At 46.6% G+C, this 20327-nt stretch carries 19 protein-coding genes; 13 read left to right on the forward strand and 6 right to left on the reverse strand.

Translation table 11 applies throughout. The features are described 5' to 3' along the window. Nucleotides 1-22 precede the first annotated feature (22 nt). Nucleotides 23-505 carry a low molecular weight protein-tyrosine-phosphatase gene (locus tag DWU89_RS00940; protein ID WP_115497830.1) on the forward strand — a complete coding sequence of 161 codons (483 nt, stop codon included), beginning with the start codon at nucleotides 23-25 and terminating at the stop codon, nucleotides 503-505. Here DWU89_RS00940 and DWU89_RS00945 read toward each other — a convergent pair. After that, on the reverse strand, nucleotides 494-2524 hold the full coding sequence (locus tag DWU89_RS00945; protein WP_115497831.1) for an HD family phosphohydrolase: 2031 nt from the start codon (nucleotides 2522-2524) through the stop codon (nucleotides 494-496). The genes DWU89_RS00940 and DWU89_RS00945 overlap by 12 nt on opposite strands. Nucleotides 2525-2762: 238 nt before the next feature. Here DWU89_RS00945 and gltX point away from each other — a divergent pair, with 238 nt between their 5' ends. From gltX to DWU89_RS00970, 5 genes are all read left to right on the forward strand, one after another. Further along, nucleotides 2763-4280: a glutamate--tRNA ligase gene (gltX, locus tag DWU89_RS00950; protein WP_115497832.1), complete on the forward strand. Its 1518-nt coding sequence runs from the start codon at nucleotides 2763-2765 to the stop codon at nucleotides 4278-4280. 3 nt (nucleotides 4281-4283) lie between these two features. Beyond that, nucleotides 4284-5522 carry a 3-deoxy-D-manno-octulosonic acid transferase gene (locus DWU89_RS00955; RefSeq protein WP_115497833.1) on the forward strand — a complete coding sequence of 413 codons (1239 nt, stop codon included), beginning with the start codon at nucleotides 4284-4286 and terminating at the stop codon, nucleotides 5520-5522. An 81-nt stretch (nucleotides 5523-5603) separates the two neighbouring features. Next, nucleotides 5604-7934, forward strand: a complete 2331-nt coding sequence (locus DWU89_RS00960) for a GH92 family glycosyl hydrolase (RefSeq protein WP_115497834.1) — start codon at nucleotides 5604-5606, stop codon at nucleotides 7932-7934. 24 nt (nucleotides 7935-7958) lie between these two features. Next, nucleotides 7959-8276 (forward strand): nucleotidyltransferase domain-containing protein, encoded by a 318-nt coding sequence (locus DWU89_RS00965; protein WP_115497835.1) that lies wholly within the window; start codon nucleotides 7959-7961, stop codon nucleotides 8274-8276. After that, a complete protein-coding gene (locus tag DWU89_RS00970; RefSeq protein ID WP_115497836.1) occupies nucleotides 8273-8674 on the forward strand; it encodes a HEPN domain-containing protein in 402 nt (133 codons plus the stop codon). Before DWU89_RS00965 ends, DWU89_RS00970 begins: the two co-directional genes overlap by 4 nt. Before the next feature lie 84 nt (nucleotides 8675-8758). Here the strand turns inward: DWU89_RS00970 and DWU89_RS00975 are convergent, their stop codons facing one another. Then, nucleotides 8759-10153, reverse strand: a complete 1395-nt coding sequence (locus DWU89_RS00975; protein WP_115497837.1) for a C1 family peptidase — start codon at nucleotides 10151-10153, stop codon at nucleotides 8759-8761. A 235-nt stretch (nucleotides 10154-10388) separates the two neighbouring features. Here DWU89_RS00975 and DWU89_RS00980 point away from each other — a divergent pair, with 235 nt between their 5' ends. Beyond that, nucleotides 10389-10667: a DUF2089 family protein gene (locus tag DWU89_RS00980; RefSeq protein WP_115497838.1), complete on the forward strand. Its 279-nt coding sequence runs from the start codon at nucleotides 10389-10391 to the stop codon at nucleotides 10665-10667. A gap of 3 nt (nucleotides 10668-10670) precedes the next feature. After that, nucleotides 10671-11258, forward strand: a complete 588-nt coding sequence (locus tag DWU89_RS00985) for a YIP1 family protein (protein WP_115497839.1) — start codon at nucleotides 10671-10673, stop codon at nucleotides 11256-11258. On the opposite strand, the gene DWU89_RS00990 is transcribed toward DWU89_RS00985, so the two are convergent. From DWU89_RS00990 to DWU89_RS01005, 4 genes are all read right to left on the reverse strand, one after another. Continuing rightward, complete coding sequence (locus DWU89_RS00990) at nucleotides 11252-11908, reverse strand: HAD family hydrolase (RefSeq protein WP_115497840.1); 657 nt, start codon at nucleotides 11906-11908, stop codon at nucleotides 11252-11254. The two genes, DWU89_RS00985 and DWU89_RS00990, sit on opposite strands and share 7 nt — an antisense overlap. Next, nucleotides 11908-13071, reverse strand: coding sequence for a serine hydrolase domain-containing protein (locus DWU89_RS00995; protein ID WP_115497841.1), 1164 nt, complete (start codon nucleotides 13069-13071; stop codon nucleotides 11908-11910). The genes DWU89_RS00990 and DWU89_RS00995 overlap by 1 nt, the downstream gene beginning before the upstream one ends. Next, nucleotides 13072-13599, reverse strand: a complete 528-nt coding sequence (locus DWU89_RS01000) for a gamma carbonic anhydrase family protein (protein WP_115497953.1) — start codon at nucleotides 13597-13599, stop codon at nucleotides 13072-13074. It lies immediately after the preceding gene. Between the two features lie 93 nt (nucleotides 13600-13692). Further along, nucleotides 13693-15483 (reverse strand): aminopeptidase P family protein, encoded by a 1791-nt coding sequence (locus tag DWU89_RS01005; RefSeq protein WP_115497842.1) that lies wholly within the window; start codon nucleotides 15481-15483, stop codon nucleotides 13693-13695. Between the two features lie 502 nt (nucleotides 15484-15985). Here DWU89_RS01005 and DWU89_RS01010 point away from each other — a divergent pair. The 5 genes from DWU89_RS01010 (at nucleotide 15986) to DWU89_RS01030 (ending at nucleotide 20326) form a co-directional block, all read left to right on the forward strand. Then, nucleotides 15986-16837, forward strand: a complete 852-nt coding sequence (locus DWU89_RS01010) for a hypothetical protein (RefSeq protein WP_115497843.1) — start codon at nucleotides 15986-15988, stop codon at nucleotides 16835-16837. Nucleotides 16838-16853: 16 nt separating this feature from the next. Further along, on the forward strand, nucleotides 16854-17903 hold the full coding sequence (gene mtnA / locus DWU89_RS01015) for an S-methyl-5-thioribose-1-phosphate isomerase (RefSeq protein ID WP_115497844.1): 1050 nt from the start codon (nucleotides 16854-16856) through the stop codon (nucleotides 17901-17903). A gap of 97 nt (nucleotides 17904-18000) precedes the next feature. Next, on the forward strand, nucleotides 18001-19038 hold the full coding sequence (locus tag DWU89_RS01020) for a TolB-like 6-bladed beta-propeller domain-containing protein (protein WP_115497845.1): 1038 nt from the start codon (nucleotides 18001-18003) through the stop codon (nucleotides 19036-19038). 117 nt (nucleotides 19039-19155) lie between these two features. After that, on the forward strand, nucleotides 19156-19347 hold the full coding sequence (gene rpsU, locus DWU89_RS01025) for a 30S ribosomal protein S21 (RefSeq protein WP_115497846.1): 192 nt from the start codon (nucleotides 19156-19158) through the stop codon (nucleotides 19345-19347). 82 nt (nucleotides 19348-19429) lie between these two features. Then, nucleotides 19430-20326 carry a tyrosine-type recombinase/integrase gene (locus tag DWU89_RS01030; RefSeq protein ID WP_167451608.1) on the forward strand — a complete coding sequence of 299 codons (897 nt, stop codon included), beginning with the start codon at nucleotides 19430-19432 and terminating at the stop codon, nucleotides 20324-20326. Nucleotide 20327 lies beyond the last annotated feature (1 nt).

Raw genomic sequence — 20327 nt, forward strand, 5'->3', positions numbered from 1 at the left:
TCTGCTTAATAGATGATGAATTATGGAAAAGAAAAAAGAATATAAGATTTTGTTTGTCTGTTTAGGCAATATTTGTCGTTCTCCGTCAGCGGAGGCAGTGATGAAAAAGCTGGTGCAGGATGCTGGATTGAGTGACCGGATCAAGGTAGACTCTGCCGGAATAATCGGCTATCATGAAGGAGAACAGGCAGACCCGCGTATGCGTGCGCATGCTGCCCGCCGGGGATATAAGCTGGATTCCATTTCCCGCCCGGTGCGTACGGAAGATTTCTTCGATTTCGACCTGATCATCGGCATGGACAACCGGAATATAGACGACCTGAAACGGAAAGCTCCGGATCTGGAGTCGGTTGCCAAAATACATCAAATGACGGAATACTCCCGTAATAAGTTGTATGATTATGTCCCCGATCCTTACTACAGCGGTGCGGAAGGTTTCGAGCTGGTGCTCGATTTGCTGGAGGATGCCTGTGGAGGGCTGCTCGAGGAAATCTCACTTCTTTAGATCCGGATAGCTTATCCGCGTATGGTACATGATCTTTAGTTTCTCTACGAATACGTTCTTGACGGTTTCCACATCTTTGAAAGTCAGCGGGGCGTTTTTCATCAAGCCGTCGGCTATCTGACCGTCGATGATTTTGTCGACCAATCCCCGGATGTTTTCTTCGGTGTGTTCTTTCAAGCTGCGGGAGGCTGCTTCGACGGAGTCGGCCATCATAAGAACGGCTGTCTCTTTCGAGAACGGGTTCGGGCCGGGATAGGTGAAGGTTTCTTCGTCGATCTCGCGGTCGGGATATTGGTTCTTGAAGGAGTTATAGAAGTATTTGGCTTTTCCGCGTCCGTGATGGGTACGGATGAAGTCGGTGATTGCTTTCGGCAGCATAGCCTTTTCGGCAAATTTCACGCCGTCATTCACATGGTTGATGATGATTTTGGCGCTTTGGTCGAAACTGAGCTGGCTGTGCGGATTGACACTGCTCTGGTTTTCGGTGAAAAAGGCCGGGTTTGCCATCTTCCCGATATCATGATACATCGCTCCCGTACGGACAAGCTGTGCGTTGGCTCCGATGGCAGCCGCAGCCTCCGATGCAAGGATGGAGACTTGCAGGGAATGCTGGAAAGTCCCGGGTGATGTCTCCGACAGCTTTTTCAGGATCGGCGTGTTGATATTGGACAGTTCGACCAGTGTGATACTCGACACATAGCCAAACGTTTTTTCCAACATATACACTAATATATAGGTAAACATCAACAAGATGAAGTTGATACCGAAATAGAGCATCATCATCCAGTTGATTTTCTTGAAATCTGCTTCCTGGTAAATCGACAGGCTGATATAGCAGAGCGCATACGACATAAAGATGAAGAAAGCACAACGGATCAGCTGCGAGCGCTCATACAAATCTCTCAGGCTGAATGTGACTACCATGCCCGCAATGACTTGCAACAACAGGAACTCGTGAGGGAAAGGAACCATCAGCGAACAGATCAGCACAATGATCAGATGCGTGAACAAGGCTGTACGCGAATCGAAAAAAGTACGCACCACAATGGGCACAATGGCAAACGGAAGAATGTAGACATTAAACAGTCCGTAGGTCACGCAGAGTTCCGTCATGATACAACTGACAAATACGCATAAGATGAGGAACAGTGCATTCCTCCTGTTGTGTAGTATCTTCACCCGGAAAGACCACAGGTAAAGCCAGAAACAGAAGAGAATCCCGAATACCAATACGAACTGGCCTCCGAGGATTATACTTTGCCGCTGAGTCCCTCCGGATTTACTTTCGTGTACGATCTTGAGGGAACGCAATACGTTATATGTATGGTTGTCGATGATCTCGCCCCGGTCGACGATGCGCTCGCCGGCTTGCACCATCCCGTTTGCTAACGGGACACTGTTCAGGATGTCTTCTTTAACCTTGTCCGACGTCGTTTTGTCATACGTGATATTCTCGGTCAGGTAATTATTGATATCGCAGGATTGCAATACCGACTTTTCCAGATAAGAGGGACAGTTGTTGATGATGAACTCGTAGGCCGTTTTGACTGTGAATAACTCGCTGCTGTGGCGGGGATGGGCCACGTTGTTATCGAGCAGATTGATACGGGGATATCCCTCTTTTTTGAGTTCTTCCATGTCCTGGGCGGAAACGATGCCGTCCCGGTATAGTTTTTGCAGGCTGTTTTCGATGTACTGCATATAAGTCGGAGTCGCCCGGTTTTTGAGCGTGTTATGGTAGTCCGTACGCAGCTTGTCTATTTCGGTGGACTCGATGGTGGCATCCACACGGTAATAGGGTTCGAATTTCTTCAGCGCACTGTCGCGTTCGGATTGTATTTCGGCATCTGTTTTATAAATGGGAAAATCGCTTGGAGCTGTGAGCAGTCCGTATCGCCAGGGTTTCCCTTCGTAGAATTGGTAACGGAACTTCCCTTCCCGGGGAAAGAAGTAAGCGATCAACAATGCCGCCACAATAAAATAGACGCTGGGATGTATGCTATAGTTCTTTACTTTCATAAAACTTGTTTTTGTAATTGACTACTATGTTTGTATTACCGGACGCAGATATCGCAGATGACGCAGAAGAACGCAGATCATTAATTTGTTTTAAAAGAAAATAAATCTGCGTTCTTCTGCGTAGTCTGTGCCCGTCTGCGTCCGGTAAAATCTATTGAAAGGCGAAATGTACATAAAAAAGTTTACTAAGAGAAAAAAAAGGGCTACTTTTGCCGCATTATTATAGAATGAAAGAATTATGACTCAAAGGAAAGTTAGAGTCCGGTTTGCACCGAGTCCTACGGGAGCGCTGCATATCGGAGGTGTTCGTACAGCTTTATACAATTATTTGTTTGCCAAACAGAATGGTGGAGACTTGATTCTCCGTATAGAAGATACCGATTCACAACGTTTCGTCCCCGGAGCGGAAGCCTATATTATAGAGGCTCTTACCTGGTTAGGAATCAAGTTCGACGAAGGTGTGGGCTTCGGAGGCAATTACGGCCCTTATCGTCAGAGTGAGCGTCGGGATATTTACAAGAAGTATGTCGACCAGCTGTTGAACAATGGCTGTGCTTATATTGCATTCGACACGCCTGAAGAGTTGGAAGCCAAGCGGAAGGAAATCCCCAATTTCCAGTATGATGCATCTACCCGTATGCAGATGCGTAACTCGCTGACTCTTTCCGAAGAAGAGGTGAAAGCGCTGATAGACGCCGGTAAACAATATGTAGTCCGTGTAAAGATCGAACCGGACGAAGATATCCATGTGAACGACCTGATTCGTGGCGAAGTGGTTATCAACTCTTCTATCCTTGACGATAAAGTATTATACAAATCAGCCGACCAGCTGCCTACTTACCACTTGGCGAATATCGTGGACGACCATTTGATGGAAGTCACTCACGTGATTCGTGGTGAGGAGTGGTTGCCGAGCGCTCCGCTTCATGTGCTGCTGTACCGTTATTTCGGTTGGGCGGATACGATGCCGCAGTTTGCGCATTTGGCTTTGTTGCTGAAACCGGAGGGAAACGGCAAACTGAGCAAACGCGACGGTGACCGTCTGGGATTCCCCGTATTCCCGTTGGAATGGCATGATCCGAAGAGCGGCGAAGTCTCTTCCGGTTATCGTGAAAGCGGTTACCTGCCGGAAGCAGTCGTGAACTTCCTTGCCCTGCTGGGTTGGAACCCGGGTAACGACCAGGAAGTGATGAGCATGGACGAGCTGATCAAATATTTCGATCTGGGCCGTTGCAGCAAGAGTGGCGCCAAGTTTGATTACGAAAAAGGAAAATGGTTCAATCACCATTATATCCAGATGATGGATAATAAGGAAGCGGCCACACTCTTTATGCCGATCCTCGAAAGCCACGGTGTGAAAGCTGAACCGGCTTATGTGGAAAAGGTGGTTGCGATGATGAAAGACCGCGCTACTTTTATCAAGGACTTGTGGGAGCTTTGCTCTTTCTTCTTTATCGCTCCGACCGAATATGATGAAAAGACACGTAAGAAACGTTGGAAAGAAGATAGCGCCGTCCAGTTGGCGGAACTGATAGAAGTGCTTCGTACCCGCGAACCGTTCGATATCGAAGGTACGGAAGAAGAGGTAAAAGCCTGGATCGAAAGCAAAGGCTATCATTTAGGGAACATCATGAATGCAACCCGCCTGGCCCTTGTCGGCGAAGGTAAAGGCCCGCATATCTTCGATATCACGGAAGCCTTGGGTAAAGAAGAGTCTATCCGCCGTATCCAGCGGGCTATCGAAATACTTAAATAATTCATGTATAGCATACTCATACATTTCTATGCCTTTATTGTCGCATTGATTTCCCCTTTCCATAAGAAGGCGCGCATGATGCGTCTCGGACAGTGGAAAACCAATAGTATTCTTCGTGAGAAGATAGACAGGAAGGCGAAGTATATTTGGTTTCATGCTTCTTCGTTGGGAGAGTTCGAGCAGGGGCGCCCGCTGATTGAGAAAATCAGGGCGCAGCATCCGGAATATAAGATACTGCTGACTTTCTTTTCCCCTTCGGGTTATGAGGTGCGGAAGAATTATAACGGGGCGGATGTGATCTGTTACCTGCCTTTCGATACACCTTACCGGGTAAAGAAGTTCCTGAATTTAGCAAATCCGGCGATTGCCGTTTTCATTAAGTATGAGTTCTGGGGAAATTATCTGCATGAGCTGAAGAAACGGGGAATACCGGTTTACATCATTTCGGCTATTTTCCGTCCGGACCAATTGTTTTTCCAATGGTTCGGAGCGCCTTACCGGAAGATGCTGTATTGCTTCAATCATCTGTTCGTGCAGGATGAGCGTTCCAGGGAATTGCTTGAAAAGTATGGAATCAAGAATGTGACTGTTTGTGGCGATACGCGTTTCGACCGGGTGCTGGATGTCCGTAACCAGGCGCGTGAATTGCCGAATGTGGAACGGTTCGTGACCAATGGAGGCGGAGAGAAGCAACCTACGCTGATCGCCGGAAGTTCATGGCCGCATGATGAGGATATCCTGATTCCGTATTTCAATGAACATGCGGAGATCAAACTGATCATCGCCCCGCATGAGATACACAGGGAACATCTGATGTATATTGAATCGCTGTTGAAGCGTCCCTCTGTCCGCCTGTCCGACGCGATGCAGGATAAGAGCCTGATGGAAGGAAAGGACTGTCTGATAATAGACAGTTTCGGGCTGTTGTCCTCCATCTACCGGTATGGGACGATTGCTTATATCGGAGGCGGTTTTGGTGCCGGTATCCATAATACGTTGGAAGCTGCTGTGTACGGCATTCCCGTTTTGTTCGGTCCGCGATACCAGAAGTTCAAGGAAGCCCGTGACCTGATCCAGGTCGGAGGCGGTTTCTCTGTTTCTTCAAAAGACGAGTTCGATGGCAAGATGAATGAACTGCTGGCCTATCATGACGTTTTGGATGCTGTCGGTAATAGTGCCGGGCAATTCGTGAGCGGCAATGCCGGGGTCACAGACAAAATATTAAAAGAGCTGTCTTTATAGGCCGCTCTTTCAAGGGAGTGCCGGAAAGCGCTCCCTTGCTGTAATTTGTGTTTTTAATAATATTCTTAAATCTGGTAAGCTATGACTATTAGACAATTCTCATTCGGATTATTATTGACTGTTTCAGTCTTTTCCTGTAATACTCCAAAACAGGAATCCGGCGACCGCCCGTTATCATCTTATGTAAATCCTTTTATCGGTGCGACTACAAATACCGAAGCAGCCGGGAGTTATCACGGCCTTGGGAAGACTTTTCCCGGAGCGACCGCCCCTTTCGGAATGGTGCAGGTCAGCCCCAATACCATAACCGGTGGAGATAATGGTTCCGGTTACAGCTATGAACATACTTCAATAGAAGGCTTTGCCTTTACGCAGATGTCCGGTATCGGTTGGTACGGTGATTTAGGGAATTTCCTGGTGATGCCGACAATCGGTCCTCTCCATACTTTTGCAGGAACGGCGGATAATCCGGATGGAGGTTATCGTTCGCGTTATGATAAACAATCGGAAAAAGCGGCGGCCGGATATTATTCTGTCCGGTTGACCGACTATCAGATTCAGGCGGAGGCAACCGCTTTGCCCCATAGCGGGATGCTCCGTTTCACTTTCCCGGAAAGTAAGGAAGCACGCATACAAATCGATCTGGCACGCCGTGTGGGAGGAACTTCCGTCCGGCAGTCGGTAGAGGTCGTAGACGACCATACCATCAGAGGCTGGATGCAGTGCACACCCGATGGCGGAGGTTGGGGAAACGGAGATGGCAAGGCCGATTATACCGTTTATTTCTATGCCCAATTTTCACGTCCTTTCGGGGAACATGGCGTTTGGTCGGCCGATATACCCGATGGTTGGAGCCGTAAACGGGAAGATATAGAAAGCGAGCGTTACCATGAAGTGATCCGCCAGGCTGCTATCCATCCTGCCGTTTCTTCGTTTGAAGGCAAACACCTGGGCTTCTATGCCAATTTCGAAACAAAACCCGGCGAGGAAATCCTGCTTAAAAGCGGTATCTCCTTTACCAGCCTGAAGAATGCGGAAGAGAACCTGTCTGCTGAAATGAAAGACTGGGACTTCGATAAGACGTATGCAGCTTGCAGCCGGCTTTGGGATAACGAACTGGCGAAAGTGAAAATAGACGGTGGCTCGGATGACGATAAGACAACCTTTTATACGGCTTTGTACCATACAATGATCGACCCGCGTATCTGTAGCGATGTGAACGGTGAATATACCGGAGCGGATAAAAAGGTACATCAGACGGAGCGTTTCAATAAACGGACGATATTCAGCGGCTGGGATGTGTTCCGTAGCCAGATGCCGCTTCAGACAATTATCAATCCGACATTGGTGAACGACCTGATTAACTCACTGGTCGAAATAGCCGCACAAAGCGGCAATGAGTATCTGGAACGTTGGGAACTGCTGAATGCTTTCTCCGGCTGTATGCTGGGTAATCCGGCGATCTCTGTCTTATGCGATGCCTATTCAAAAGGAATCCGAGACTATGATGTGGAGAAAGCATATGAGTATGCCGTTAATACCTCGCGCCTGTTCGGAAACGGGCCGGACGGATATACTCCGGGAAATATCGGAATATCACACACCCTGGAATATGCCTATACCGATTGGTGTATGGCCCGGCTTGCCGGATGGTTGGGGAAGGATGCCGATCGGGAGCGCTTTGACCGGCAGGCGCAGACCTACGCTTCGCTTTTTGATCCGGTCTACGGATGGTTCCGGCCGCGTGACGGGAAAGGTGACTTTATCCCGTTACCGGAAAAGGGACGGTTGGAAGAATGGTACGGATGTATGGAATGCAATGCTTACCAGCAAGGATGGTTTGTACCTCATGATATAGACGGTATGGTCAAACTCATGGGCGGTCGTGAAAAGGTGTTGGCCGACCTGACGGATATGTTTGAAAAGACTCCGCATGATTATCTGTGGAATGCTTACTACAACCATGCCAACGAGCCTGTCCATCATGTTCCTTTCCTCTTTAATCGTCTGAACGAACCGGCGCTTACCCAGAAGTGGACACGTGATATTTGCCGCAATGCTTACCGCAATGCCGTCACCGGATTGGTCGGAAATGAAGATGTCGGACAGATGTCGGCCTGGTATGTCTTGGCTGCTGCCGGCATTTATCCCGTTTGTCCGGGTGACTTGCGCTACGAGATTACAAGTCCGGTGTTCGATCGGGTAGAGTTCCGCCTGGATCCGAAATATGCAACCGGAAAGACCTTTGTCGTCGAGACGCGTGATAACAGCCCCGAAAATATCTATATCCAGCATGCGACACTTAACGGGAAAGCATATGATAAATGCTATCTGACACATGCCGATCTGATGGCTGGCGGAACTCTTATTTTGCAAATGGGAGCAAAACCTTCGGATTGGGGTCGAGATTGAATATTATTATCATATCTTTGTGATATGAAGCAAACACGGGAATTCATATTGAATGAAATTAAAAAAACCTTGCAGACGGTAGCTCCAAATGCAAAGGCTATACTTTTTGGCTCAAGAGCCAGGAACGAAGCTCGTGCAGATTCTGATTGGGATATTCTGATTTTGGTTGATAAAGATAAAATCTGTAATGAGGATTTTGATATGATCGCTTATCCCTTGGTGGAGTTAGGATGGACATTAGGTGAAATGATTAATCCTATACTTTATACTTTTAGTGAGTGGAGCAAACGTCGTTTTACGATATTTCATAAAAATGTAGAGGAGGAGGGTGTTGTTATATGACATTAAGTATAGAAGAAAAAAAGGCTATTATTGAATATCGTATTCAGAAAGCGTGGAATAGTATTCGGGAGGCAGAAGATAACGCCAAACTTGGTTATTGGACATTGGCTGCATCCAGATTGTATTATGCTGCTTATTATATGGCTTCTGCCTTACTTGTTGATAAAGGGATCGTGGCACGTTCTCATTCTGGTGTGATTCACATAATAGGCTCGGAATTTGTAAAAAAAGATTTGCTATCTAAAGAGGATGGCCGTTTGATCTCTCGATTGTTTAATATGCGTCAATCAGGTGATTATGACGATTTATTTGATTGGACAGAGGAGGAAGTCTTCCCTTTTTTTGATAAAACAAAAACTTTTCTGAATCGGATGGAGGATTTAATTTCGTTGAAATAGTTTTATTGTGTAATTTTGATTAAATAATATGCCCCCCATTTTAGACGTTTCTCTATTTCGTCTGAAATGGAGGGCGTTTTAGCATTAATCCTCTTCCGCAAACATCGGGTCCCAAGCCGGTAACCGTGTCGGAGTCTGTTTCAATACCTCTTTTACTTTGTTGGTGATAAACTTTTTGTTTACGACCAGGCGGAACATATATTCGTTGAACCATTCGTCCGTCATGATCAGGTGACCGCTGTTTGCACCCGGTCCCCAACTGTTTTCCACCATCCATTTTTTAGGCTTGCCGTTTGCGTCCAGGTCGACAGCCATCAGAGTCATGGCATGGGAGGAGCCGCTGGCGAAAGTCTGGATGCGCTGTTTCTTGTCCATTCCGAAGGTAGTGCCCATCAATGAACCGTAGTCATAATAGTTCACATCGAGTGCACCCCGTTCGCGGTCGAAGAACTTACCCACATCGCAAGAGAAATACATCATCGTGCTGTCCTTGATGGAAGCGATTGCCATCTCTTTGATATCTTCTATCGGGAGGTTGACATACGTCCAGTTCTTGCCATCGTAAGCATGGCGGTCATAATCGATTTCGTATAATTTATAGTAGTCGCGGCTCGGATCGTTCATCAGCATGACATAATTGTTTTTCAGGTCTTCGCCGACAAATTCCTGATAGAATGATTGCGGCGTATATTCCTTTGTCTCCACCGGTTTGCCGTTTGCGTCCTTGCGGGTCCAAGTGAATTTCGTAGGTGGTTCGCCCAGGTTGAGGACCAGCATACGGTAGATTTCCCCTAACATCTCGGTCTTACGTTTTGCCAACGCTTCCGGCTTTGAGCTTTTTGCGTCGCGCAAAGCCAATCCGTATTCTTTCAGCTTCAGTCCGAGCAGGTTTGCCATACGGCTGGTATTGTCACTGCTATATGTTTCAACCATTACTTCGGAAGGGACAACGCCATATTTCATCAGGTTATCGGATATGCCGGTAAACTGTCCGCCGTCTCCGATCGGATTCTTGAACAACCATTCCACCATCTTGTCATCCATCGGCCTCTCCCGTGTGTCGATGATTCCCTGCAGGAAGAGGTTCGCCTTTTCCAACTGGTCCCAGAAGAAGTTATAGTTTTGTGACAGTTCGAATTCCGGAAGATTATATTTAGCGATGGCCCGGGCGCGTATGACATTCAGTCCTGTGAACAACCAGCAACGGCCGGATGACTTCTGGTTCGTGATACCTTTACTGTTCACCTTATGGGAAAAGTAGGTGTCGAAATTGTTTTTACTGTCATTATTGACTGCCAGCTTGTTGATGTCGTTGTTGCTGATAGCGTTATGAATCGCTTTGTCAGCCGGTGTTCCCTTGTAAGCTTGTTTGATTTCCTGCAACATATCGGAAGAGATACCGCCTCCTGTCTGTTGTCCGTAAGCTGATAACGAAAGCCCGCATGCTAAGGCTGTTATCCACAGGTTGTTTACTTTCATGATATAACTTGTTTAGTTTTTATGAGTTTTGTTACAAATGTAGTTGAATTTCTCTAAATACCGGCATATTATGCCAGATGAATATATAAGTCCTTCTTGCTTGTAAATCTAATGCCTGTTTAATAATATTGAATTTATAATGAATAATATTCAATTATATTTGCGTATTTATAAAGTAATATGTATTTTTGATGCGAAGTATTACAAATATAAATAATCATAGGAGGTGAAGTGTATGAGTGAAATAAAGAGGCGTTTGCCTTTACAATGTCCTGCCTGCGATGCTCCGCTGTTAGTCAGCCGGATGTTTTGCGGAGAGTGTGAAACGGAAGTCTGCGGCACATTCGAGCTGCCTGTGCTTGCCAAGCTGACGGATAAAGAGCAGCAGTTTGTGGTAGACTTTATCAAGTCGAGCGGCAGTTTGAAGGATATGGCAAAGAATATCGGCGTCAGCTATCCTACTGTCCGGAATATATTGGATGATTTGATTGATAAACTGAATAAAATGGAATAAATTATGAAAAAGCAGTATTTGTACGGATTGGTAAATCCGTTTGAGCGGGTTGCCGGGTTAGATGCCTTACTTTGGGGATTGGCGGGAATGGTTGTTTCAACAGTGCTCTGTTATTTTTCGGCATGGCATTATCATGGGTTGTTGCATTTCGGGCCGGCTCCTAATCCGGCATGGTGGTGTTATGCGGTGGAACATCTTGTCGTATGGTTAGTCCCTGCTGCCCTGTTTTATCTGGGCGGTTTGCTTTTGTCCCGTTCGCACATCCGGTTAATAGATGTGTTGGGAACAGTAGCGTTTGCACAGCTGCCGTTGATCATTATGAATCTTTTTGAATTTCTGCCTCCCATGCAGAATCTGGCAAAAATGGATATGAACCAATCTCCGGTAGAAATGATGCAACAGCCCGGCTTCCTTGTCGGAATATGGTTGTCACTTGTTGCCTTTGTCTTTCTGATCTGGACACTTGTCTGGATGTTCCAGGCGTTGAAAGTCTCCTGTAACCTGAAAGGCTACCGTTTGGGAATCCTTTATTGTATCGGAGTGTTCGGCGGGGATGTTATCTGCCGGTATCTGATAAGATTATGCTATTGATGCAAGAGTTGCCGGCGCAGTTCTGCAATATCGGTCACGATATAATCGGCCCCTGCCGCAGATAATTCCGCCCGGTCGCCATACCCGTAAAGCACACCGATGGAGTCGAGCTGGTTTTCTTTAGCTCCGATGATGTCGTGCTTGCGGTCGCCGATCATGACAACAGATGAGAGGTCCGTCAGGTTATTGCTCTGCAATGCGTGACGGATTACATCTCCTTTTGTATAGAAAGAACCGTCCAGGCCGCTTCCGGCGACAAAAGTAAAGTAGCGGTCTATATCGAAATAGTCCAGGATGCGCTTGGCAAAGACTGTCGGTTTCGATGTCGCCAGTATAAGGGTGCGTCCTTGCCGGGTTGCCTCCTCCAGAAAATCTTTCATCCCTTCGTATAACTTGTTTTCGTAAATGCCTGTATCGGCAAAACGTTCGCGGTATTTCGCCGCAGCCTCTTTCGCCTGTTCATCCGTAAAATGGTAAAATTCCCGGAATGAATCCAAGAGGGGAGGCCCGATAAAAGGGCAGAGCTCCCGAAGGTCCTTGACTTGTATGCCGAAATGGTTCAACGCATATTCGACACACCGAGTAATGCCGATCATCGGGTCGGTAATCGTGCCGTCCAGATCCATCAGGAGATAGTTGTATTCTTTCATCAATGATTGTTTTGTTTTCCTTGTTCCATTATGTCCAATGCTGCGTCCAGCCAAGTGTTGATGTCATCCGGATAGTGTTGTCCGGTGCGGGTGTCGCTACGTTTGTGTCCGAGGCGTACGACAACTGCATTCTTATCGGGAATTATAAAGACATATTGCCCGAGTATTCCCCGCATGTACGGGATGTCCATGCCTTTGTAGTTCAGATGCCAGAACTGGAAACCGTAGCAACGGTTCGGTTCGTCGTATTCCGCAAAGCGGAGCGTACTGTCCGGTGTCGTCGCCTCTTTCAGGTAGCTTTCCGAAATCAGTTGTCTGCCGTTCCAGCTTCCCCCGTTCAGGAGCAATTGACCGAAACGCGCAAAGTCGCGTGCATTGCTGTTGAAGCAACAATAGGCCTTTTCCATACCGTCCTTTTTGTCTAAGCTCCACAAGGCATTCTCTTCCGCTTGCATCGGGGTCCATAGTTTGCGGGAGACATACGAACTGACGCTTTCTCCTGTCGCCTTCTCCACTAAGAAAGCGAGTAGCTGGGTGACGCCGCTTTGGTAGATAAAGTTTACACCCGGTTCGGCTATCTCTTTCATGCCGAACGCGATCTTGTGCAGGTCATTCCCGTAATACAGTTTTGTCGTGGGGGAGAAAGGTGAAGAATAAGCCTCCTGGAAATCGACGCCTGCGCTCATTGTCAGCAGGTGGCGGATGGTAAGCGTTTTCCCGTTATATCCGTTGAATTCCGGAAAAAAGTCACTGACCGGCTGGTCTACATCCCGGATCAAGCCATCATCAATGGCACATCCGATAGCCAATGACACGATGCTTTTAGCCATCGAAAACGAGTTACTGTGCGATTCCGGCGAATAGTCTTCCCAATATTGCTCGAAAAGCAACGAACTGTCCTGTATGACGACATACGCCACCGTCCCTAACTCGTCAAAGACCGGAAGATACTTCTCCGGAATCGAACAAGTGTTGTATGCCTCCGCCTGTTTCCAGGGAGACGGATCGCCCGCCTTCACGATCCGGTTCTCAAAGATCGGGTATTGGTCGATCTTGGGGAGGAAATGCGTGAGCGCCCTGCGCAGGTAATAATTGGAGGGCAATGCTAAAAAACCTCCTATGCAACAGGCAAGCAGTAGTATTGCCCATCCAATCTTTTTCATCTATTCCGCCCCTTCTTCTTTATACCAGGATGAGTACATGTGATAATTCTTGGCGATCTTCTGGTTGATCTCTTTCGCCTGTTCCGGGTCCACTTTCTTGACGAATTTGGCCGGTACGCCGGCGTAGATGCTTCCCGGCTCGACAATCGTTTTGCTCAACACGACTGATCCGGCAGCCACAATGGCCCCTTCACCGATCACGGCATGGTCCAGCACCACCGAACCCATCCCGATCAGGGCGCCGTTGCATATCTTCGCCCCGTGGATCGTCACGTTATGGCCGACCGAGACATCGTCGCCGATTTCAATGGTTGATTTTTCATATAACGTGTGCAGGACAGATCCGTCCTGTATATTCACGCCATTACCGATGCGGATGGAATTGACATCGCCGCGCAGTACCGTTCCGAACCAGATACTGCACCCTTCGCCTATTTCGACATCACCTATTATCGTGGCGTTGTCTGCTAAAAATGTATCTTTACCAATTTTGGGTGTAAAGCCCCTTACCGATTTAATTAAAGCCATAATAATATAATTGACAATTGATAATTGACAATTGACAATTAAGGAGGACAGTGACATTTAGTTGTCAATTGTCCATTGTCAATTGTCCATTGTTTAAATTTCTGTTGTTTTCTCTTTCAGCCAAGCCTTCTCTTCTTCATTCAGATGCGGGCTTACCAGTTCGTACACCATCTGGTGGTATTTGTTCAACCAGGCATGTTCGCGTACGGAGAGCATGGACGGGATGACCAGTTTGGTGTCGATGTAACATAAAGTCAATGTCTCGAAGCTAAGGAACTTCCCGAACTCGGTTTCACTGTCTTCGCGGATCAGGATCATATTTTCCGTCCGGATACCATATTCGCCGGGGCGGTACATGGCCGGTTCGTCGCTCATCACCATGCCGGGTTCGAGGATGACAGGGTTCTCTTCCATGCGGATGCTCTGCGGCCCTTCATGTACGTTGAGGCAGTGGCCGATGCCGTGACAGGTGCCGTGCAGGTAGTTGATGCCGGCATCCCAGAGCGCTTTGCGGGCGAAAGCGTCGATCAGGCAACCCCGTATGCCCGCCGGGAATTTACATTTGGCGATACCGATCGTCCCTTTCAGGGCGCGGGTGAAGTCTTTCTTCATCTGTTCGGTCGGCTCGTCGCAAAGGGCGATTGTGCGGGTGATGTCGGTTGTCCCGTCCAGGTATTGTGCACCGGAGTCGAGCAGGTACAGGCTGTCGGTTTTCAATTCCGTATCCGTTTCAGGAGTAGGAGAGTAGTGAACGACTGCCCCATGAGGACCGTAGCTGGAGATGCTGGCGAAACTGTCCATCACATATTGCGGTTGCTCGGCGCGCAGGGCCGTCAGTTTGGCTGCTGCACTCAACTCCGTCACTTTTTCTCCGGCCTTCAGGCTGTTTTCCAGCCAGAAAAAGAACTTGGTCATGGCGATACCGTCTTTCAGGACTGCATTGCGGAATCCCTTTATCTCTGTTTCGTTTTTGATACTTTTCAGGTGGTTGGCGGGCGAAATTCCTTCAATAAGGATGCTGCTTTTCGGTAAGGCATTGCAGATGGCGACATTCGTCCGTTTGCCGTCGATGAAAACCCGTGTCTGTTCGGGCAGGCGTGAAAGATAAGTAGCCAACATGCCATAGTCGGCCAATGTCACCCCTTCTTTCTTCAGATGTTCGGCTATGTCGGCCGGAAGTTTCTTTGGATTGACGAAGAGCACGCTTTCCTTTTCGGAAATAAAGGCGTAGCTGACGACGACCGGATTGTAAGTAACATCCGTTCCCCGGATATTGAATGTCCAGGCCACTTCGTCCAAGGCTGACAGAATGGTGCAGTCGGCACCGGCTTTATGCAACATCTTGTTGATGTCGAGCAATTTGTCTTCAACAGATCTTCCGCTCAGCTCGATCGGCATTTCGAACATCGGTGCTTCCGGGATGGCAGGCCGGTCTTTCCAGATAGGATCGATCAGGGAAGCGTTTGTGTCCAGTTTGATATCTTTTGCAGCCAGTGATTTCTCCAAAGCGCGTGCTTCGGCTAAGCTGTATGTTTCGCCATTCAGTCCGGCTGTTTGCCCGGCTTTAAGCTCATGTGACAGGAACTCCGGGATTGTCGGTGTTTCAGGCAGCATCATTTTGTAAAGTTCGATACCCGTTCCCTCCAATTCGGTCGTAGCTTGCAGGAAATAACGGGAGTCAGTCCACAATCCGGCTTTGTCGGCTGTAATGACGACAGTACCGGCCGAACCGGTGAACCCGGATATCCATTCACGGTATTTCCAGCAGTCGGCCGGATATTCGCTCATGTGCGGATCGGAAGTCGGAATGATGTAAGCATCAATCTTATGCTGTTTCATTGCGTCCCTCAGGGCGGCAATGCGTTCAGGAATGTTTGTTTTCATCGCATTTTATTTATTTTGTCAACGTTTACTATAGTTGCAAAGTTATAAAATTCCCGGATAACGAAAGAACCTGGCGGGGATTATCTTTGAACCCGGTTGAAAGCTGTCTATCCAAATTGGCAAGAACTACGCTTTGTTGTACAAAAGTAGCACTGTTTTTCCTTGTAATCATACCAAATATGATAATATAAGGCAAAATAGGATATACTGTATTGTTTTTCTATACTGAACAGAAAGCGGTTTTTCCCTACCATATATATTATATATAAAATATATACAGTTCCTTTTTTCTTTTATTTAGATAATGATATCCGGAAAAGAAAACAATTGTCTGTAACCACAAAAACAATTACTTTTGAATGCGAAGACAATTGCTTTTGATCATATGGACAGTTGTTTTCCATGCCCATGGAAATGAATACAAATAAATCGATGCCGTTTAAACCGGAAATCGGTTTAAATGCTTATATTTGCCTCTACACACTTTAATACATAGAAAGCCATGAAGAAGTTGATTGTTTTTACCTGTTTCTTGGGCTTGCTTTTCTGTTTAAGCTCCTGTTCGTCGTACTACTATTCGATGTTGAGTGCCAATAGTGGTATTTCGGGAATGAACGAATATAATGATTTCGTGCAGGAGAACGACAGCGTGTGCATCATCTATAATTTTTATGGGGAAGATGCGCCGGTGAATGTGACAGTGTATAATAAGTTGGACGAGCCGATGTATATCGATTGGCAACGTTCTTCCCTGGTTCTGGGAGACGAAGCGATAAGCTATTATCAGGATCTAATGCCTGTACATGGGAAGGTGGAATCTTACTCTTCTACCTGGCAAGATGGCACGGTCAGCGGTTATTCAAGCGGTTCCTTTTTCGGGGAAGTGCAGTTGCCGAGAGGAGTCGAATTTATTCCACCTAAGTCAAGGGTCGAATCTTCGGCTTTGTGTTTGGGACGGGAGTTTCTGGACCGGATTCCTGATCGCAGCTTTACGAAACGCTCTTTTGTGAAATCCGACGGCAACAGGACAAACCTGAAAGTAATGGAGTTCACGGAGCGAAATAGTCCGTTGCATATCAGGAGTTATCTGACCATTTATACGGGAAAGGAAGAACATAAATCCGTTTATGAATCGTCTTTCTATCTTTCCGAATGGGTAGATGCCGGAAAGATGTCTCCTTCGGGCATCCGGATCGGGCAGAGTGAGGAAGGCAATTTCTCCTATTATTGTAACCGGCGTGGTCAAACGACCGGTTGGATTATCGGATACGCGGCTTTAGGGGTTTCTGCACTTACTTCTATAATCCTTATTGTGACACATAAGCCCTCCATGGATATGCCGAGCCATTTTTGATCAGTAAATAAAAAAGATGAATACAATTATTGCCGCCTTAAAGACCGTTCGCCTGAGTGAAGATGCGAGCGCTGTCATTATTTTGGATCAGACCCGTTTGCCGGGTGAAGAAGTTTATGTTTCCCTCGCTTCGGCTGCCGAGGTTTGGAATGCCATATATAAGTTAAAGGTACGCGGAGCACCTGCCATCGGGATTGCGGCTGCCTATGGCATTTACGTCTGTAGCAGGCAGATCCAGGCTGCTGCGTTCGATGATTTTTACAGGGAATTTCTGAAGATCAAGGACTATCTGGCCTCTTCCCGTCCGACGGCGGTCAATCTGGTTGCTGCGCTGAACCGGATGGAGAAGGTCGTAACCGGTCATCCGGACCTTCCGGTGGCGGAACTTCTGCGGCTTTTACATGCCGAGTCGGAGGCTATCCGGGCAGAAGATGCAGCCGCTTGTCGTAAGATAGGGGAGAACTGCCTTTCCTTGCTCAAGCCGGGAATGGGAATCCTGACACACTGTAATGCCGGGCATTTGGCTGTTTCGGAATATGGGACGGCATTGGCTCCGGTCTATCTGGGGGAAGAACGCGGGTACGGATTTAAGGTGTTTGCCGATGAAACACGCCCGCTGCTGCAGGGAGCGCGCCTGACGGCCTACGAATTGCATAAGGCCGGCGTGGATGTTACGCTGATCTGCGATAATATGGCGTCGATCGTCATGAAAAAAGGTTGGGTGCAGGCGGTTGTGGTCGGTTGCGACCGGATCGCGGCTAATGGTGATGTGGCCAACAAGATCGGAACTTCAGGTGTGGCGATCCTGGCCCGTCATTACGGCATTCCTTTTTATGTGCTGGGGCCGACGTCGACGATCGACCTGGCTTGTCCGGACGGAGATTCGATCGTCATCGAAGAACGTAGCCCCGATGAAATTACGGATATGTGGTACACTTCGAGGATGGCTCCCGAAGGAGTGAAAGCTTATAATCCTGCTTTCGATGTGACTTCCCACGACCTGATAACTGCGATTATAACGGAAAAGGGGATTGCTTATCCGCCTTTTAATGATATGTGTAAATAACGTTAATTATGTAAGTTAGTCTAATGATATATTCGGTTGGTATTTATACCTTTACGTCTTTGAGATTAAATTAAAAAAGTCGTACAAGAGTAAAGTTATGAGAAACCTGCATATTCTTTTTCTATTTTTATTATTGGTCGCTTGCAGTGAGAAGAAAGAGGGAATACTGGTTTTTCCAAAAGCAACGGAATTGGCTGCAATCGAATATCCGGAAGAAGCTGTAATGGGCACTCCGTGGCAAATTAAGCCGGTAGGAGATAAGCTATTGTTGTTTTTCCCGTCTTCAAGGGATGAGAACGTGATTAAAATAATGGATGCCCATACCGGTAAAATCCTTAGTTCATGGGGTATTTTTGGGAATGGTCCGGGTGAATTTTTTTTACCTCAGTATTGGGGGGCTGATGATGAGAGGATGTTACTATATTTGTATGACGTAAATACCTATCGTTTTAGGGAATATAAGTGGAGTCTACTTCAGGACGATTTGGTTATGGAGCAAATCGCGGAGACACCATTTAAAAGAGACTTTCTCAAGCCGGGTCGTGGGGCGCGGCTTGAGAATGGCAATTTTGTGTCAGCTATAATCTATGGAATCGAAAAGCCGGTATTGGTGATGGATTCCCAATTGGATTCGTTAACGATAGTGGGAGATGTGCCGGATGATGAGCATAAAACGATTACCCTGTTTGATTATGATGGAAGGTTGGCTTCTTACGGCAATAGTTTTGTATTTGCTATGAGCAGTATAGGGTATATAGGATTCTATGAGCAGTTGCCGGATGGGAAAATAGAAAAACGATGGGTCCATTATACTGAAAAGCCGGTTTACAATGGAACAGAATTGAATCGGAAGATTTTGAAAGATGGCTTTGGTGGAGTTGCCATGAATGATAAATATATATTTGCGACTTATAGTGGAGTACACGATAGCCGGGAAAACAGGCAGAGCGGTCAAGTGTATCCGGAAACGATTTTGATGTTCGACCATAAAGGAAAATTGCTTCGTAATTTTCATACGAAGGGGAAACGACAAACGGGTATCGCCATTTCAGAAGATGGGAAGACGCTATATGCCACGGTGGTTTATCCGGAAATTGAGATTGTTCGTTATGACATAAGCCCCTATATAAAATAGGAACATACGTCCGGAGATAAAAAATATTCTTCGAAAGTTTTGCTAATCCCGAAACAATCAGTAATTTTGCTGCCCAATTTGTGGATATAGTAATAAACAATATAATAAAATTAAATTATGATCGTAGTTCCATTGAAAGAAGGCGAAAACATTGAAAAAGCGCTGAAGAAATTCAAAAGAAAGTTTGAAAAGACAGGTGTAGTTAAAGAATTGAGAAACCGTCAGGCTTTCGAAAAACCCTCTGTTACAAAGAGAAAACAGACTATGCGCGCTGTTTACGTTCAGCAATTGCAGCAGGTAGAAGAATAAAAATACAAAATCTATCTGCCAGGCTTGTTTTATTGGATTCTTATTCCTATTTTCGTTGCATAAAAGTTGATGCAACGTGAATGTGCAGATTGATTCGTTTTTAGATTATCTTCGGTATGAACGGAATTATTCCGAATATACGATTGATGCTTATTCCCAGGATTTGCATCAGTTTGAAGGTTTTGTAAAAGAGAAGAAGGAAGGCGCATTTATACCGGAAGAAGTAGATACGGATATTGTACGGAATTGGATTATATTCTTATTGGATAGCAAGATTTCGCCCGTGTCGGTCAACCGGAAATTAAGTTCTTTGAAGTCTTTTTTTAAATTCCTTATGAAGCAGGGATTTGTTTCTGTAAACCCGTTACGGTTTGTAACCGGTCCGAAAACAAAGAAGCCGTTACCTACTTTTGTAAAAGAGAAGGATATGGAACAATTGCTGGATGGAGACGGGTTTGATGAGGATTTTGAAGGTGTGAGGGATCGCTTGATTCTTGAAATGCTTTACGATACCGGTGTGCGGCGTTCGGAGTTGGTCGGCTTGTTAGATGCCGACATAGACTACGATGCCATGCAGATCAAGGTGACGGGGAAGCGCAACAAACAACGGTTGATCCCTTTTGCAGAAAGATTGAAAAACTTGATGCTTGCATACACTGAAGTCCGAAATCGTGAAGTTGGCTCAGGAAGCGGATGGTTCTTGGTTCGGAAGAACGGAGAACAGTTGTCCACCGGCATTCTTTATACAATAGTAAAAAAGAAGCTCTCGGACATTCCGACATTGGCAAAATGCAGTCCCCACGTATTAAGACATTCATTTGCGACAAGTATGTTGAATAACGGAGCGGAGCTGAACGCCGTGAAAGAGTTACTCGGACACAGCAGTCTGGCTTCAACCAGTATTTACACACATACAACCTTTGAGGAATTAAAAAAAGTGTATCATGCTCATCCAAGAGCACAAAAAGAAGGAGGTTAAT

Source organism: Parabacteroides acidifaciens, assembly GCF_003363715.1.
In the GTDB taxonomy this organism is placed as follows: domain Bacteria; phylum Bacteroidota; class Bacteroidia; order Bacteroidales; family Tannerellaceae; genus Parabacteroides; species Parabacteroides acidifaciens.